This is a genomic window from Rhizobium sp. 0TCS1.26 (genome assembly GCF_050455525.1).
Classification (GTDB): Bacteria; Pseudomonadota; Alphaproteobacteria; order Rhizobiales; family Rhizobiaceae; genus Neorhizobium.
In genome coordinates this window covers 778,051-793,569 of sequence record NZ_JBCIYV010000003.1, presented here as the reverse complement: position 1 = coordinate 793,569, position 15,519 = coordinate 778,051, and the positions used below count along the sequence as shown (strand labels likewise).

11 protein-coding genes are annotated in these 15,519 nt (G+C 64.5%); 6 read left to right on the top strand and 5 right to left on the bottom strand.

Going from position 1 to position 15,519, the window contains the following annotated elements; all coding sequences use genetic code 11:
* From AAIH46_RS17640 to AAIH46_RS17625, 4 genes are all read left to right on the top strand, one after another.
* Positions 1–225: hypothetical protein (locus tag AAIH46_RS17640; protein ID WP_430307315.1), on the top strand; the 225-nt coding region annotated here is incomplete at its 5' end.
* 275 nt (positions 226–500) lie between these two features.
* On the top strand, positions 501–1,445 hold the full coding sequence (locus tag AAIH46_RS17635; RefSeq protein WP_430307314.1) for a 2-hydroxyacid dehydrogenase: 945 nt from the start codon (positions 501–503) through the stop codon (positions 1,443–1,445).
* A gap of 126 nt (positions 1,446–1,571) precedes the next feature.
* Complete coding sequence (locus tag AAIH46_RS17630) at positions 1,572–3,803, top strand: mechanosensitive ion channel family protein (protein ID WP_430307313.1); 2,232 nt, start codon at positions 1,572–1,574, stop codon at positions 3,801–3,803.
* Positions 3,804–4,037: 234 nt separating this feature from the next.
* Positions 4,038–6,317, top strand: coding sequence for an FdhF/YdeP family oxidoreductase (locus AAIH46_RS17625; protein WP_430307311.1), 2,280 nt, complete (start codon positions 4,038–4,040; stop codon positions 6,315–6,317).
* Between the two features lie 24 nt (positions 6,318–6,341).
* Here the strand turns inward: AAIH46_RS17625 and AAIH46_RS17620 are convergent, their stop codons facing one another.
* The 4 genes from AAIH46_RS17620 to AAIH46_RS17605 all read right to left on the bottom strand — a co-directional run bounded on the left by AAIH46_RS17620 (position 6,342) and on the right by AAIH46_RS17605 (position 11,650).
* Positions 6,342–7,445, bottom strand: coding sequence for a GNAT family N-acetyltransferase (locus AAIH46_RS17620; protein WP_430307309.1), 1,104 nt, complete (start codon positions 7,443–7,445; stop codon positions 6,342–6,344).
* Between the two features lie 195 nt (positions 7,446–7,640).
* A complete protein-coding gene (locus tag AAIH46_RS17615; protein WP_430307308.1) occupies positions 7,641–9,113 on the bottom strand; it encodes a glucosamine inositolphosphorylceramide transferase family protein in 1,473 nt (490 codons plus the stop codon).
* 108 nt (positions 9,114–9,221) lie between these two features.
* Entirely contained in the window at positions 9,222–10,484 is a 1,263-nt protein-coding gene (locus AAIH46_RS17610) for a hypothetical protein (RefSeq protein WP_430307307.1), read from the bottom strand.
* Positions 10,481–11,650: a glycosyltransferase family 4 protein gene (locus tag AAIH46_RS17605; protein WP_430307306.1), complete on the bottom strand. Its 1,170-nt coding sequence runs from the start codon at positions 11,648–11,650 to the stop codon at positions 10,481–10,483. The genes AAIH46_RS17610 and AAIH46_RS17605 overlap by 4 nt, the downstream gene beginning before the upstream one ends.
* Positions 11,651–11,793: 143 nt before the next feature.
* On the opposite strand from AAIH46_RS17605, the gene AAIH46_RS17600 reads away from it, so the two are divergent.
* Positions 11,794–12,963, top strand: a complete 1,170-nt coding sequence (locus AAIH46_RS17600; protein WP_430307305.1) for a DUF1972 domain-containing protein — start codon at positions 11,794–11,796, stop codon at positions 12,961–12,963.
* Positions 12,960–14,225 carry a glycoside hydrolase family 5 protein gene (locus tag AAIH46_RS17595; protein WP_430307304.1) on the top strand — a complete coding sequence of 422 codons (1,266 nt, stop codon included), beginning with the start codon at positions 12,960–12,962 and terminating at the stop codon, positions 14,223–14,225. The genes AAIH46_RS17600 and AAIH46_RS17595 overlap by 4 nt, the downstream gene beginning before the upstream one ends.
* Here the strand turns inward: AAIH46_RS17595 and AAIH46_RS17590 are convergent.
* Complete coding sequence (locus AAIH46_RS17590; RefSeq protein WP_430307303.1) at positions 14,209–15,519, bottom strand: VpsF family polysaccharide biosynthesis protein; 1,311 nt, start codon at positions 15,517–15,519, stop codon at positions 14,209–14,211. The genes AAIH46_RS17595 and AAIH46_RS17590 overlap by 17 nt on opposite strands.

The following is a 15,519-nucleotide window of genomic DNA, read 5'->3' as shown; positions in this document are numbered from 1 at the left end:
CAAAACCATCAGGACCAAACCGTAACCCGGCCCTCAATCAGCATCAGCCAATCTTATATGATTTCTTTCCAAGAAAATCCCGAAACCTTCAGGTTTTCTCCAGAACGAAAGACTTCGTCGCTTGCAGCGCCGCCGCCCTCGTCAGTGATCGGGGTTATAGATCCACACTTCCCACACGTCAACAACCACCGTCGCAAAAACTTCAGAAAATTCGTAAGTGGCTGATTTCTAATAACTATTAGAGCTTTCGAACTGACGCTCGCTGGTTGATGCGCACGGCATTGGCCGGCAGACGCCTGTCTTTGTCATGTCGGCACCTGTTTGCGTGTCGACAAGACGGCCGGGCTCTGGTTGCTGCCGCCGTCGGGCGCCATACTCCGCGAGCCAGATGCCGAATGGCGGCCGCAAGAGGCCGCTGCGACGACATCCGCTTGACGGCCACGATCGCCGCCCGCCACAAAGGGCCGCAACACGCACCCGCCAACCTGCAAGGACTTCCCATGCCATCGCCAATCGCCTTCGTCAGCCGTATGAACCGCACCGAGGAGGATGACTGGCTCGACGTGCTGCGCAAAGCGATGCCCGACGAGCGTATCATGCCATTCCGCGATCTGACGGAGGATGAAAGGCAGATGGCCGAGATCGCCATCGTCGCCAATCCCGATCCGGCGGAGATCTCCGCCCTGCCCGGCCTTTCCTGGATCCACAGCCTGTGGGCCGGCGTCGAGCGGCTGGTGCTGGAGCTCGGAGCCACGGCGCCGCCGATCGTCCGGCTCGTCGATCCGGAACTGGCTCGCGTCATGGCTGAAGCGGTGCTTGCCTGGACATACTACCTGCAGCGCGACATGCCGGCCTATCACCGCAGCCAGGCGGCCCGCCGCTGGGATCCCCGTCCCTACCGGCATCCATCGACCGTGCGGATCGGATTGCTGGGCCTCGGTGCGCTTGGAACGGCGGCAGCGTTACGCCTGCAGCAAGCGGGGTTTCCGGTTCAGGGCTGGAGCCGGACCCGCAAGGATCTCCCGGGTCTGACGCTCCACCATGGCGAAGACGGTTTGGCCGCCCTTCTCTCCGCGAGCGACATTCTCGTCTGCCTCGTGCCCCTAACGGCGCAGACACGCGGCCTGCTCGACAGGCAGAGGCTCTCGCTGCTGCCGGAGGGCGCCTCTCTCATCAACTTCGCGCGGGGCGCGGTCATCGTCGCCGACGATGTTCTCGATGCACTGGACAACCGGCATCTGGACCATGCCGTCCTCGACGTCTTCGAACGGGAGCCGCTGGAGGCAACGGCACGCTTCTGGAGCCATCCGCATGTGACGGTACTGCCGCATATTTCGGCGCCGACCAGCCCGACGACCGCAAGCGGCATCGTCGCCGGCAACATCCGCGTCTGGCGACGCAACGGCACGCTGCCGACCACCATCGACATGCAGCGGGGGTATTGAGCGCCCGATCAAGTTGCGGCCGGACGTGTAGAGCCCCACAAATCTCGACATTGCCAAGCCTTCGACATCTGATGCATCATCGCAGGATCCAGGCCGAAAGGATCGGCGATCGGGGCGGTGCTGCAGATGTCTCTTCTTGCCAAGCTTTTCACCGTCCTCGGCGCCAAGGGCAAACGGATCGGCCGTCTCCTTGCCACGGCGGTGCTTGCCGCCTTGCCGCTCCTCATGCCCGAGCCAGAACTCCGCGCGCAAACCGACGCGGCGCCGATCACCATCATGGTCGGCCCCGGGCAGGATGCCGCCGGGATCGACGCGGCGGTCAAGGCGGCGGGCGGATCCGGCCGGCCCGTCGTCCTGCAGTGGCAGGAAACTGGTGGGACGAACAAAGCTGCCGCAGCGGAGGATCGGCCGCAGCCGGTGGTCGCCGTCGACGGGATGTGGATGCTGCGCGATCTGCTGAGCGCGCTGAACCGCGGCACCGCCCGGTCGATCGCCGGGATCGCCGGGCTGCCGGCCGCCTTCAGCTCCAGTTGGAGCATGCTGTCGGCGGAAAGCGACGGCCCAATCGGCGCACTCTTTGCAGCGTTCGGTGCAGCGGCGGGCGGGCTCACCGTCGCCTGGACGGTGCGCGCCCTTCTCGCGACCGCATTGCGGCGCTCCGTGCTGCATCACCGTTTCTGGATCGCCATGGTCCGGCTGACTTGCGACGCAGTTGCCGTCGTCGCCTATGTCGCGGTGGCCCATGCGCTGCTGCGGCAGCTTCTTGCGCCCGAGACCCTGTCCCGTCAGGTGGCTTCGTCGCTGCTCTGGGTGCTTGCCGGCACGTTGACCTATGCGGCGATCGGCCGGCTGCTGTTCACCCGCAACGGCGAGACTCTGCCGCCGCTTCTCGATATCGACCATGCGCGGTGGCATTTTCGCATGCTCGTCGCCTACGGGACGCTGAACGCCTTCATCGCCAGTTCCGTACAACTGGCGGACGTGCGCATGGTCGATCCCGTTGCTGCCGACAGCTGGCTCTTCCTCACGGCCTCCATTCTGACGGTGCTGAAGCTCTGGTGGTTCATCGCCGGCCGCCATGACATCGCGCGGGTGTTCGCCGGCCGGGAGACCGGCTCGGCGCGCCGGCTCATCGGTTCGGCGCTCGCGACCTTCTACATCGTCTCGGCCGTTGCCATCTGGATCGCCGGCCTGCTGGTCGCCGGCACGTCGCAGAACGGCGTCTGGGCGCGGGCGGCGGGGGCCATGCAGTTCATCGTCGTCGTCGTCCCGATCCTCGACCTCGGCATCGTCTCGCTGCTCGGAGCCATTGCACGCCGCCGCGAACGCAAGAGCGGCCGAGACCTTGCGACGCTCCTGCTCTGGAGCCTGCGCATGCCGATTGCCGGAGCCATCTGGATCGCCGGCCTGCACGTTGTGGTCCTCCTCTGGCAGCCGCTGATGATGGGCGCCTCCGCGCTCGTCACCGGCTGGCTCGTCTGGCTCGAACATCTGAGCCTGGCGCTGATCGTCAGCTGGAGCATCTGCAGCTTCCTGTTCGGCTATTTCGAAACCGTCGCGCCGGCAGCAATCGTTCTGCTTCCCGGCCAGCAGGAGGATCTTCCGCCGCCCGGCACCAGCCGGATCGCGACCATACTGCCAGTGGTCCGCAACCTGATCCTCGGCGCCGTCCTCGCGATCGCCGGTCTGGTCGTCATCTCTTCGGCCGGCGTCGACGTGACACCTCTGCTCGCAGGCTTCGGCGTGCTGGGGCTGGCGCTCTCCTTCGGCTCTCAAACGCTGGTGAAGGATGTCGTATCGGGCATCTTCTTCCTCGCCGAAGACGCCTTCCGGATCGGCGAATACATCGATACGGGCAAACTGATGGGAACCGTCGAACAGATCTCGCTGCGCTCCGTCCGGCTGCGGCATCACAACGGGCCGATCCACACCATCCCTTTCGGGACGATCACCTCCGTCACCAACTTCAGTCGCGACTGGGGGACGATCAAGTTCGAGCTGCGCTTCGAACCGGATGCGGATCTCGAACTTATCCGCAAGACGGCAAAGAAGGTGGGGCTTGGCCTTCTGGAGCATCCCGACTTCGGCAATGATTTTCTCGTTCCGCTGAAGATGCAGGGAATTCAGGCGGTAACGGAGAGCTCGATGGTGGTCAGGTTCAAGTTCACCTCGCGGCCCGGCAACCCAAGCCTCATCAAGCGCGAGGGAATGAAGCGGCTGCTGACGGCGCTCAAGGAGGCCGGCCTGCCGCTGGCCTCGACTGCCGTCGTCGTCCGCTCCGGCACCGGTCACGTGACCGAAAATGCCGCGACGGCCGCTGCCTCCACCGTCATCCCGATGCCCGCCAACCAGGTGTGAGCGGCTAAGGCTGTCGACGGCAGCAGGCGGGTTTTGCGGGCGCCGAGGGCTTCGACTGCGCCTCTACTGCGCAAGGCGCACGAGACGGAACATTGCCGCGCCTGCCGAGTTGCTTTCGTTCGATGCGCGGGTCCGGACCTGCCGCCGGACGATGAGCCATGCCTTCCTGCACTCATATCGGCTGCAACACTCTCCGACCCGCCTTTGCCCCGATGCGATACGAGGAGAAGCATGATGGCCGATCAGGAAACCGTTCACTACGATGGACCGGCGGGCGGATGGGGGTCGTTGCGCGGGATAACCTCGATTTTCGGCAAGGAATGGCCAACGCCCGGGGCACTTGAGACACTGGCCCGGCAGAACAAGCCGGGCGGCTTCATGTGCGTCTCCTGCGCCTGGACGAAGCCCGCCGATCATAGCGGCTTCGAATTCTGCGAGAACGGGGCGAAAGCGACGCTGTGGGAGCTGACCACACGCCGATGTCGGCCGGAGTTTTTCGCCAAGCACACGATCAGCGAACTGCGCGACTGGTCGGATCACGACCTCGAACAGGCCGGACGCCTGACGCATCCGATGCGGCTCGACCGCACGCAGGACCGCTACGTTCCCTGCTCCTGGGAGGAAGCGTTCGAGGCAATCGGCGCCGAGTTGAAGACGCTGAGGGAGCGGGATCCGAATTCGGCGGTCTTCTACGCATCGGGCCGTGCGAGCCTGGAGACATCCTATCTCTATGCCCTCTTTGCCCGCCTCTACGGCACCAACAACCTGCCCGACAGCTCGAACATGTGCCACGAGACGACGTCCGTGGCGCTCAAGAAGGTCATCGGAGCACCCGTCGGCACATCGGTCTTCGAGGATTTCTCCACCTGCGATGCAATCTTCTTCTTCGGCCAGAACACCGGGTCCAACAGCCCGCGCTTTCTTCATCCCTTGCAGGAAGCCGTCAAGCGCGGCTGCAAGATCGTCACCTTCAACCCGGTCAAGGAGAAGGGCCTGGTGGCGATGGTCAATCCGCAGAGCCCGACCGAGATGCTGACCGGTCATGAGACGCCGATCTCCTGCCAGTATCTGCAGGTGAAGGCAGGTGGCGACATCGCCGCCCTCATGGGCCTGTGCAAGCACGTGCTTTCCAGGCACGAGGAAGCGCAGCAGCAGGGCCGCAGCGTGCTGGACCGGCCGTTCATCGAGAGCCACACGTTGGGCTTCGACCAGTTTGAGCAGAAGGTGAAGGCGACGAGCTGGGAAGAGATCGAGCGCAATTCGGGCCTCACCCGCGAGGCATTGCAGGCGGCCGGACAGGTCTATGTCGAGGCGGAAAAGGTTATCGGCATCTACGGCATGGGCCTTACCCAGCAGGTGCACGGCTTTGACAACGTCGCGATGTTCGTCAACCTCCTGCTGATGAAGGGCAATATCGGTCGCGACGGAACCGGGATCTCGCCGGTGCGCGGTCACTCGAACGTCCAGGGCCAGCGAACCGTCGGTATTGCCGAAAAGCCGGAACTGGTGCCGCTCGACAAGCTGGCCGAGCTCTACGATTTCGACCCGCCGCGCGACAAGGGCGTCAACACCGTCGAAGCCTGCGAGAAGATCTTGAGCGGCGATATCAAGGCCTTCATCGGGCTCGGCGGCAACTTCGTCCGGGCCATCCCCGAGACGGAAGCGATGGAAGCGGCCTGGCAGACGATGCGGCTGACCGTGCAGATCGCCACCAAGCTGAACCGCAGCCACCTCATCAACGGCGAGACGGCGTTTCTCCTGCCGTGCCTTGGCCGCTCGGAGGAGGACATGCAAACAAGCGGTCCGCAGATCGTCAGCATGGAGGACAGCCTCAGCTGCATTCACGGATCGATCGGCAGACGCAAACCGGCGAGCGACGAACTGCTGTCGGAAATGGCAATCGTTGCCGGCATTGCCAAGGCGACGCTGCCCGCCAATCCGAAGGTGAGATGGGACGAGTGGGTCGGTGACTATTCCATAGTCCGCGACCTCATCGAAGAAACCTATCCCGAAGAGTTTCGCGCCTTCAACGAGCGGGTCTTCACGCCCGGTGGCTTCTACAAGGGGAACTCGGCGCGCGAGCGGATCTGGAAAACCGAGAGCGGACGGGCCGAATTCACCGTGCCGAAGGAGCTTTCGGCTGCGGGCTTCGAGGACCGGGCCGGTCGCTACCGGCTGATCACGCTGCGCAGCAATGATCAGTTCAACACGACTATCTACGGCTACAGCGATCGGTTGCGGGGCATCGAGGGTACCCGCTCCGTGCTGCTCATCAATCCCCAGGAGATGCAGCGCGCCGGCCTGCGCGAGGGACAGGTTGTCGGGCTCGAATCCGATGCGGATGATGGGCGCAAACGCTATGTCGGCGGCCTGAGCGTGACGCCTTTCGACCTGCCGGACGGCTGTCTCGGGGGATACTATCCGGAACTCAATGCGCTGATCGCGCTGTCGCATCACGACGTGCAGTCCAAGACCCCGGCGTCGAAGGCGGTGCCGGTGCGGATCGTCACCTAACGACGCGAGCCAAACGTGGCGGTGTCAGCCGCGCCACCGACCGACGCTGTGACCAATGCGGCGGCCGATCTGCATCATCGATCGCAGCCGGCGGAATAGCGCCGGTCGAGCCTTGATCTCCTGCTTGGTTCGGCTGGCGATGCGACGCGAGGCAACGATCAGGCGTCCCTTGGCCGTCATCGGCCGTGACAGAGAGAAGAGCTGTCGCGGCTGACCGCCGAAGCCGGGCTTGTAAGGTGCCTCGCCAACGGAAAAATCCATCGTCGAGATGCCGTTCTGGCGGGACCAGCGGATGAACCGGGCGATGGTCGCCATGCCCGGCGAGCACGCCGACCACTGACCGCCGGCCATCGTGATCACCGTCAGGTGAAAGACCGAGCCGTGGACGAGCCCGTAGGCGGTGGCGATCCACTCGCCGTCGACCGAAAGGCCGAACACGTGAGCGGGGCCCCGCCCGCCGAGGCTTGTGCCTGCCGCATTCCGATAGAAATCGCGCACCGCCGGCAGCGCCAGCAGATCGTACCGCCCAAGTTCCCGAAAGCGCTCGGCGCGCTGTTCGAACATGACGTGCATCAGTTCATCCAGTTCATCCGGAGTCGATGCGTGTCGAAAGCCGACCTCCCCCTGCTCACTCATGCGGCGGTCGGAGGTCTTCAGGATACGTCGGGTCTGGCTGTTGGCAAGTCGTGCGACGATCGTCTCGGGATCGCCGTCGATCGGCGTATCGTAGCTCGTCATCGGGCTGGCGCTTACCTGCGGCAGCAGAGCGAGCGGGTTGGGGATGCCGCCGATGCTCGCCGGGATCTGGTCGATGATGACAAAGTCGGCCTTCGGCAGGACGTCGCAGATCGCCTGCCAAAGCGCCTGCCCGTCTTCCGGCGCGATCGACAGACCGGCAGCAAGAACCGGCGCGCTGAGATCAGAAACACCGAGCGAGAGGAACTCGATGGCCTGCCAGCTGCGCCGTCGAATGCGGCAAAGCGGCAGCAGCATGAGTGGTTCGCCGGTGCTGCGGTCGCAGATCTCGATCACCAGAACTTCGGCACAGGCCGGCTGAGCGAGGTGATCGGCGATCGCCTTCATCCAGTCGTAGTGCTGGAACGCCGTCGCCCGGCCGCTCGCTTGCATGAGCCGCCACACGGTCTCCACGGATGCCAAGCTGGTGTGGCATCGCGCAACGAACGACCGTCTCGTCGGAATCTGCCGATCGCGACGGACGGTGGCCGTCTGATCCTGAAGCATGGCTCCACCTGATTATCTGGGCACGGGCATTTTCAGCCGGTAAACATCCATAGCGTGTACCGCAGGATCATTACGATACCCTTATCGTGTGGAGGTGCGGTGGTTTCGAAAGGCCTTCCAGCGCGGAGAAAAGGCGGACCCGTCGATAAACTCTAGGTTACCGGCGCTGTTCAACGAATGCAGCCGGCGGCCGGGCCAGACCGGCCCCGGTTCCAGCAGGGTCTCCACCGTCTGCTCGAAGCCACCGTCATCGAGCCGGGTCACCTGCGCCAACGCAAGTGCCGCACCGTAACCTCGACGGCAGTCCTGCACGGGGCGGTAAAGGCTTCCGCCGCGTTCCACCATTCTGCCGGCTGGCCGGGCCGAGGCGATGTCGATCATCACCGGGTTCTGCCGGTGCGGTGTCCACGGGCCGCGGAAATCTGGCGCCGACCACAGGTGCAGCGCATCGGAAAACGCGCCTCCTCCATCGCGAACGGTAGCAAACATCCACCGGGTCGCGCCGCGGCGTATGATCGTCGCGTCGCTGGCGACCACCCCGGACACCAGCACCGCCTCTCGCACCCAGCCACCCGGAAAAGCTGTCGAGCGCAGGAGCTCGATCGTGCCGTTCCCGGAGGTTTCCGGGATCATCCAGATCTCGCCCTCCTCCTCGAAGACGAACGGATAGGAAAGATGGCAGTCCATCTCCAGGACCGGCACCGGGGTACCGATGGGACCCGACGCGCCGAACGGGACGGCGGAGATAATCCCCTTGCCCAGGCTATGCTCGAAATCCTCGACGAACAGCGTCACCTGCCCCTGGTGCAGCAGCGGCACCGGGTCTGCGTAGAAGCGACGGCCGTCGTCGGGAAGATCGTGCCACCCGGTTTGCGGGTGCGCCTTGAGATCGAACAGGTCGCGGCCATCCGTCTGCCGCCAGCCGACGCGCCAGTGCGGGGAGTTGTAGCAGAGGCGGTAGATCTGCTGGACGATCCGCCGCGCCAGCTTCTTTGCCGCGATCGCCGCGAGATTGCGGGGCTTTCCGCCCGCAGCGGTCACCTGATCGACTTTCCCAGGCGGAGTCGGTAGCGACGCTTGGCAGGAGCCTTGCAGTGCGGCGACGATCATCGTGGTGCTGCGCGCCAGCATGTCCTCGAAGCTTGCGAGCGCGACGCCGCCATATTCGGTTCCCAGCCGACCGCTGGCAATGATCCTGCCATTGTCGCTGAGTTCAGCGGTTGGCGTGCGACCATCGAGGATGGCGTCGATCAGGCCGGCCTGGCCGATGATCCCGTCATAGGACAATGACCACACGGGCCGGCCATCCGCTGGCGCACCGCCGCAGAGATCGAGCACTACATCGACGGGGGCGTCCGTCAGGGACACCAAGCTCGTCAGCAGGTCGACCGGTACGCGAGACGCGTCACGATCGCGTGGTCGGCCGAAAATCGTCGCCTCCAGCAGGAACAGGCTTTCGAGCCCGGCCGGGAGTTCCGCCTGCTGCGGCAGCGCCGATGCCGGCACCAGTTCGACAGACACCGCCATATCGGGCAGAGCCTGCAGCCGCTTCACCAGCGAGACATGCCATCGTCGCACCGTCTCGCTCTCGCAGCGTATCCGCACATGCATTATCGCGTCCCCCAATCGATATGCCCGCCGCTCCCTGCGCTCAGGGTGCGGTTACTCCATCGCACGCGCCTCGACGTACCGCTGCTGTCTGCCGATCAGCCGCCGCTTGACGGTCATCCAGCAGAGGCCGAAGAAAACCGCTTCCGAGACAACCGCGCCGGCAAGCGAAAGAGCCGGCGTCGTCAGGGCCAGCAGTGTTGCGATGCAGACCAGCCCGATGACGGCTGCGACGAGGTTGATGATCGCCAGCGTCCAGAACGCGCTCATCGTCTCGAGGACGATCCGCGGCATCGAGTAGGCGATGAGCAGGATGGAAATCAGCCAGGCGGAGATGCCGATGGTCTGGATCGACGCATCCAGGAAGGTCTCGGACTTGATATAGGGGGCCAGGAAAAACACGAGGCCGCCATAGACGAGACATCCGAGCGACAGCAGACCGGACCACACCAGCGCGTGGTTCCAGACCTTCCGGTACTCCCCACGGCCGATCGAGGCTGAAATCTCCGGCTGCATCATGTTGTCGAAGGCCGTGGCAACGATGCGCAGCGGCGCGAACAACGTGATCACCGCGGCAATCGGCGCATAGGCTGCAGGGCCGGCCATGCCGGTGACAAGCAGCCCGATCGCCTGCCCCTGCAGAAGCGAGGTGCTGACATAAAATACTGTCCATCGCAGCTGTGGCCAGAGCCGCATATACCGCTGCCGGACCGTCCGCCGCAGGCTGACGCGCAGCCTCGTGCGGGGCAGCACCAGCAGCAGCAGGATCCCGACGCCATTGGCGAGCGTCAGCCCCTCGAAGATGCCGCGCAGCACGTTTTCGGCGCGAAGGACGATAAGCGCCGTCATCGCGCAGCCGAGGATGGTGAAGGACAGATCGCTGCAGCTGACGATCCACTGGCGCTTGCGCGCAAACGAGGCGGTTCGCAAATGGCTGCGCAGCGCCCAGAGCGCGACGAATGCGCCGCCGAAGATGGCGCCGTCCGCACCCCATATTTTTAGGAGGGCCCCGGCCACGAGCGCAAACAGCAGCGACAGCAGAAGCGCGCCCGAACCGAACGCCACATCGTAGGCGTCGGCCTGCCGGCGCGTCGTGCTGCGGGCGATCCAGATGCTGGCCGGCACGGCCGTCAACGATCGGATATAGGCGACGCCGACGCCGCCCATCACCATGCTGATCGCGAAGATCCCGTAGTCGCGCGCCGAAAGGACATGCAGCAGGTAGATGTTGAGGGCGAAGTGGAAGCCACTCTGAAGCGCCTCGCCACTGACCATCAGCGCCAGCCGGCGGATGAGGAGCAGGATCTGCCCGTTCATGGCGCTCTCCCCTGTACTTCGTCGGAAAGCGATGCGGCAGGGCGCCGTCTGCGCCGAGCAAGGTTCGCCGCGACGGCCGCCGTGATCCGTTCGGCAACCGCATGCTTGCTGAACAGCATCTCATAACGCCGCCGACCGGCGACAGCCATCTCGCCGAGCGGCCTCGGATCGGCGATAATCGTCTCCAGCCTCCGGCGCAGGGCGTCGACATTGCCCGGCGGCACCGTCCATCCCGTCTTGCCGTCGTCTACGACTTCCGTCAGCCCGCCGATGGCGGAGGCTACCGGCGGACGCCCCCAGGCCATGGCCTCGATTGCGACACGACCGAGCGATTCCGGCCGGCGGGAGGGAATGACAACGATATCGGCCCAGCGATAATGGTCGGATGGATCGGCGTCGAACGGCTGCAGGTCCACCCGCTCGCCAAGGCCAAGAGTGTCGATCCGCCGTTGCAGCTCACGCTCCGGCTCGTCGCTTTCGAAGGCGCTGCCGACGATCCGGAGCTGCAGCCGAGACCGCATGGCCGAGTCCATGCCGGCAACCGCGTCGAGCAGCACCTCCTGCCCCTTGATCCGGTTGATGCGACCAAGCATCAAGACCCGAAGCGGTCGGCTTCCATCATAGGTGACAGGTTCAGGCGCTGCCGGTCCCTCGACGCCATTGTAGATCACATGCGTCGGGACCGATTTCGGATCGCCAAAGGTGCGGCTGGTGGCATTCGAGTTGAAGATCAGCTCGGAATGGCTCCAGCCGAACAGCCCGCCCAGCACCTTCAGCGCCAGCCCTTCGGGGATTTCGTGGATGTGGAAGATCGCCTTGCCGGGATAGAACCGGGCCGCCAGCGCGTAGTCGACGATGACCGAGGTGTTGACGTAAACAAGATCGAAACCGGCGAGGCGCCGCGCCGCCCGCAGAATGGCAAGCGGCAGCCGCGCAGCATCGACCGTCACCAGTCGCAGAAACGCCTTGCGACGCAGGACCCAAAGGGGTTCGAAGACGATGCGCGTCGCATGCGGGGTCAACAGGTCGACGATGGGACCGCTGCGCGGCAGCACGACCTCGATCTCCGCATCCGGATAGCCGGACCGCAGGGCTTCGACACTTTCGGCAAAGCTGCGGTCGGAGCCATAAAGTTCATAGCCCTGATGGATGCATGCAATGCGCATATTGGTCTCACTTTGAAACAGCGGCTGGCGTCTTCATCTGACCCGTCGCAAAATCCGTGCCTGGTACGATCCTTGCAACTTTCTCAACCAGCAGCCGCTAATGTCCCATTGATGAACGTGTACGTGAGAAAGTTGAATCAGCCATGAACCAGTTCAAACCGTCACTGCTCATTCTTGGCACACGCGGCGTCCCGGCTTCGCATGGCGGTTTCGAGACCTTTGCCGAGAAGCTGGCGCTCTATCTTGTCGAGCGCGGCTGGCATGTCGGCGTCTACTGCCAGGACGAGGTGGAAACGGTGACGCAGGAGGTCCGCAGCGAGACCTGGCGCGGCATCGAATGCATCCATGTGCAGGTGGCGTCCTCGGGGCCGCGGGCGACGCTGGAATTCGACTGGAAGTGCGTGAGGGATGCAGCCCGGCGCACCGGTGTCTGCCTCGTGCTCGGGTATAACGGGGCGATCTTCCTGCCTTATCTTCGCGCCAAGGGCCGGCCGATCATCACCAATATGGACGGCATCGAATGGAAGCGTGCCAAGTGGAGCCTTCCGGTGAAGACCTGGTTCTGGATCAACGAGTGGATCGGCGCCTGGAGCTCCCATCGTCTTGTCGCCGATCACCCGGCCATCGCCGATCACCTTGCCACCCGCCGCAGCCGCAAGGCGGCGGTGATGATCCCCTATGGCGGCGTGGCAGTGACAGAGGCACCCGAAGATCCGGCGCGCCATCTGGGCCTGGTGCGCGGCAACTATCTGATCTCGATTGCCCGCATCGAGCCGGACAACAATATCCTGACACTCGTCGAGGCCTTTTCGCGTCGCCGACGCAACGCGCGCCTGGTGGTGCTCGGCACCTTCGTCGAAGGCAATGCCTACCATCAGGCGATCCTCGATGCCGCGAGCGACGAAGTGCTGTTCCCCGGTGCCATCTACGATGCCGGAGCGGTTCAGGCGTTGCGTTTCCATGCCCGCGCCTATGTCCACGGCCACACCGTCGGCGGCACCAATCCCTCGCTGGTCGAGGCGCTTGCGGCCGGCAACATGGTGATTGCCCACGACAACCGCTACAACCGCTGGACCGCCGGCGATGCGGCTCTCTATTTTACTGATGCCGACGCCTGCGAACGCTGTTTCGATGTTGCGTTGCAGGACGATGCTCTCGTCGCGACCTGCCAGGCAGCCGCACGAGATCGCGCCCAATCCACCTTTCAGTGGGACGACATCCTTGCCACCTACGAGCAGGAATTCTTGGCTCTGGCGGCACGCCGCAGCGTTTCCGCCGCGACGGTCGACAAGACGCAGCCGGTGGCCGAGTGACCGTCAACGCCTCGCGCCGAACCTTCGTGTCCGGCGCGGCGGCCACGCTCGCTGCGAGCATCGTCCCGGCTGACTCCTTCGCAGCAGGCGGCGCCAAGGGTTTCCCGATCCGTCGCGGCATCAACCTCTGGCCGTGGTTTTCGCTGACCCGCGAGTTCGCCGCGCCCCGGCGGGACTACGACTGGCCGCCGTTCCAGACGCAAAGGTCTGTGCCGACGCCACGTGACCTGCAGCGACTGCGCGCTGCGGGCTTCGATTTCGCCCGGCTGCCGATCGACCCCGGCCCGTTCCTGGCGATGCGCGGCCGGCAACGGCGCGACCTCCTCGACATGCTATCCAGGGCCGTCGATACGGTGCTCTCGGCAGATCTGCGCCTGGTCGTCAATCTTCAGTCGAACGAGGCCACGCACTACTGGAACTCCGGCAACCTCACGGCGAGTGTTGATGCACCTGAGTTTTTAGCCTACCGGGAACTGGTTGCCGATGTCGCCGAGATCCTGTCGCGGCATTCCGCAGACCGAGTAGCGCTGGAGCCGGTCAACGAGCCGTCGCAGGCCTGCGGTTCGGCGGAGTGGGACAAGGTGCAGCGGCAGTTGCTGACCACCGCGCGCAGTCATGGACCGAACCTGATGCTTGTCGCGACGGGAAGCTGCGGCAGCATGGTCTCGGGTCTCACGGCGCTTGACCCAGCGCCGCTCGAACTGCTGGCGCCGCTGATCTACACCTTCCATTTCTACGAGCCCTATCTGTTCTCGCACCAGGGCGCACCGTGGATGACGGAACCGGTCTACCGCGCGCTGAACCAGGTGCCCTGGCCGGCAGCGGCGGGTTCGCTGGAGGTAACGCTGGCTGCCGTCGGGGCCCAGATGGAGGCCGATGGCGAGCGGACGGCGGCTCAGAAGCGCGCAGCCTTTGCGGAGACGGAAAAGGTGCTGAAGGTCTATTTCGATGCGCAACCGGACCGCGGCTTCGTCGACGGATACCTGTCGCAGGTGGCGGCCTGGGGAACCAGCCACGGCATCACGCCGGAGCGCATCCTGATGGGCGAGTTCGGCGCCTTGCGCTCCGACGACCGTTACGTTGCAGCACCAACGCCGGATCGTGCACGCTATGTCGAGGACGTTCGCCGGAGCGCCGAAGCACTAGGATTTCCATGGGCGTTCTGGAACATGTTCGACGGCATGGGCGTCGTGTCAGATGACGTAGACCGACGATTTGACCTGCCGATCGTGAGGGCGCTGGGGCTCACCGACGCACGCTGAGCGGCGGCACCGGCCTCACCGTCGAGGCGTGGTACATGCACAGGATGATGACGCAGAACTTGGTCATCAGCGTCGTCTTCGAGGCAATGCTTTCGGCGGTGTTGATGATCAGCAGCCAGACGATCATCGGCAGCCAGACCCCACGCAGGCACTGGCGGCTGATCTCATACATGAACAGTCCGAAGCCGACCGTCAGCAGCAGCGTCACGAAGGCGCCCTGGTAGAGCGTCATGCGGATGATCGGGTTCTCGATCCCCCATTCCAGCCCGTAGATGCGCCGCAGACTTTCCAACAGGTCGAGCGGTGGGCCGATGATGATCTCGCTCACCGAGAAATGGTCGAACAGCTCGAACATCAGGATGCGGGCGTTGGCACTCCCGCCGTCAGAGACGAAGCGGCTGGCAAAGGCATCGAAAAAGCCCTGCGAGATGAGGAAGACCAGGACCACAGGCGCAAGGCTGACGAACAGGAACACCATAGCCGCTGCCGGCAGGCTGACCCGCCCACGGCGCAGTGCACGGCCCGACTGCCCCAGCGCATACACGCCACCGAAGAGCAGCGTGAGCACGAAGGCAGTCCGGCCGCCGAAGGCCACCAGTGCGGCGAGTTGCAGTCCGATCATGGCCAGCCGCCTCGCCTGCGTCAGGTCCTTGGCGCCGCTGATCAGCGACAGGACATAGCAGGCGGTGACGGCCGCATTGATAAGCGGATGGCCCTGCAGGGCGGACGATCGCAGGTCCGTTTCAAACGCCTGTCCGTCAAAGCGGAACGGAAACAGCAGGTGCTTGGTGGCGAATTCGAAGAGGCCGAGCAGCGCATTGACGGTCATGATCGCGTGGATCACCTGCCGCAGCCGCCTCATCAGCCGGTCGTCCGCGTCCGACAGCAGCAGGACGAGGAAAGTCGCGCCCATGAACGTATCGACCAACCCTGCCATGTTCGGCCGCTGGCGCAGGATGACGAAGACGAGGATCACCGTTGTCAGCGCCAGCAGCAGCGCCGTCGACGGCCGCTGGTCGGCAACGTGAGCGACATATCGCAGCGGATTGCCGAAGGTGCAGGCGCGCCAGCCAAAGATGATGAGGGTGATGTAGGTTGCCGGGTGGATCTTGGTGGCCGCGCTGCCGGAGAGGCCGTCGTAATTGTAGCCCAGCACCCAGAGCACACCGCCCGACACCGACAGCAGAACGACGACGGCGAGCGCCAGGCCCTGCCGGGTGATCGCATCGAGCCCCGACCGACGGATGCGTTCGCTACCGTAGCCCTGAACTGCCTGGACCGTCCGCTCTACCAT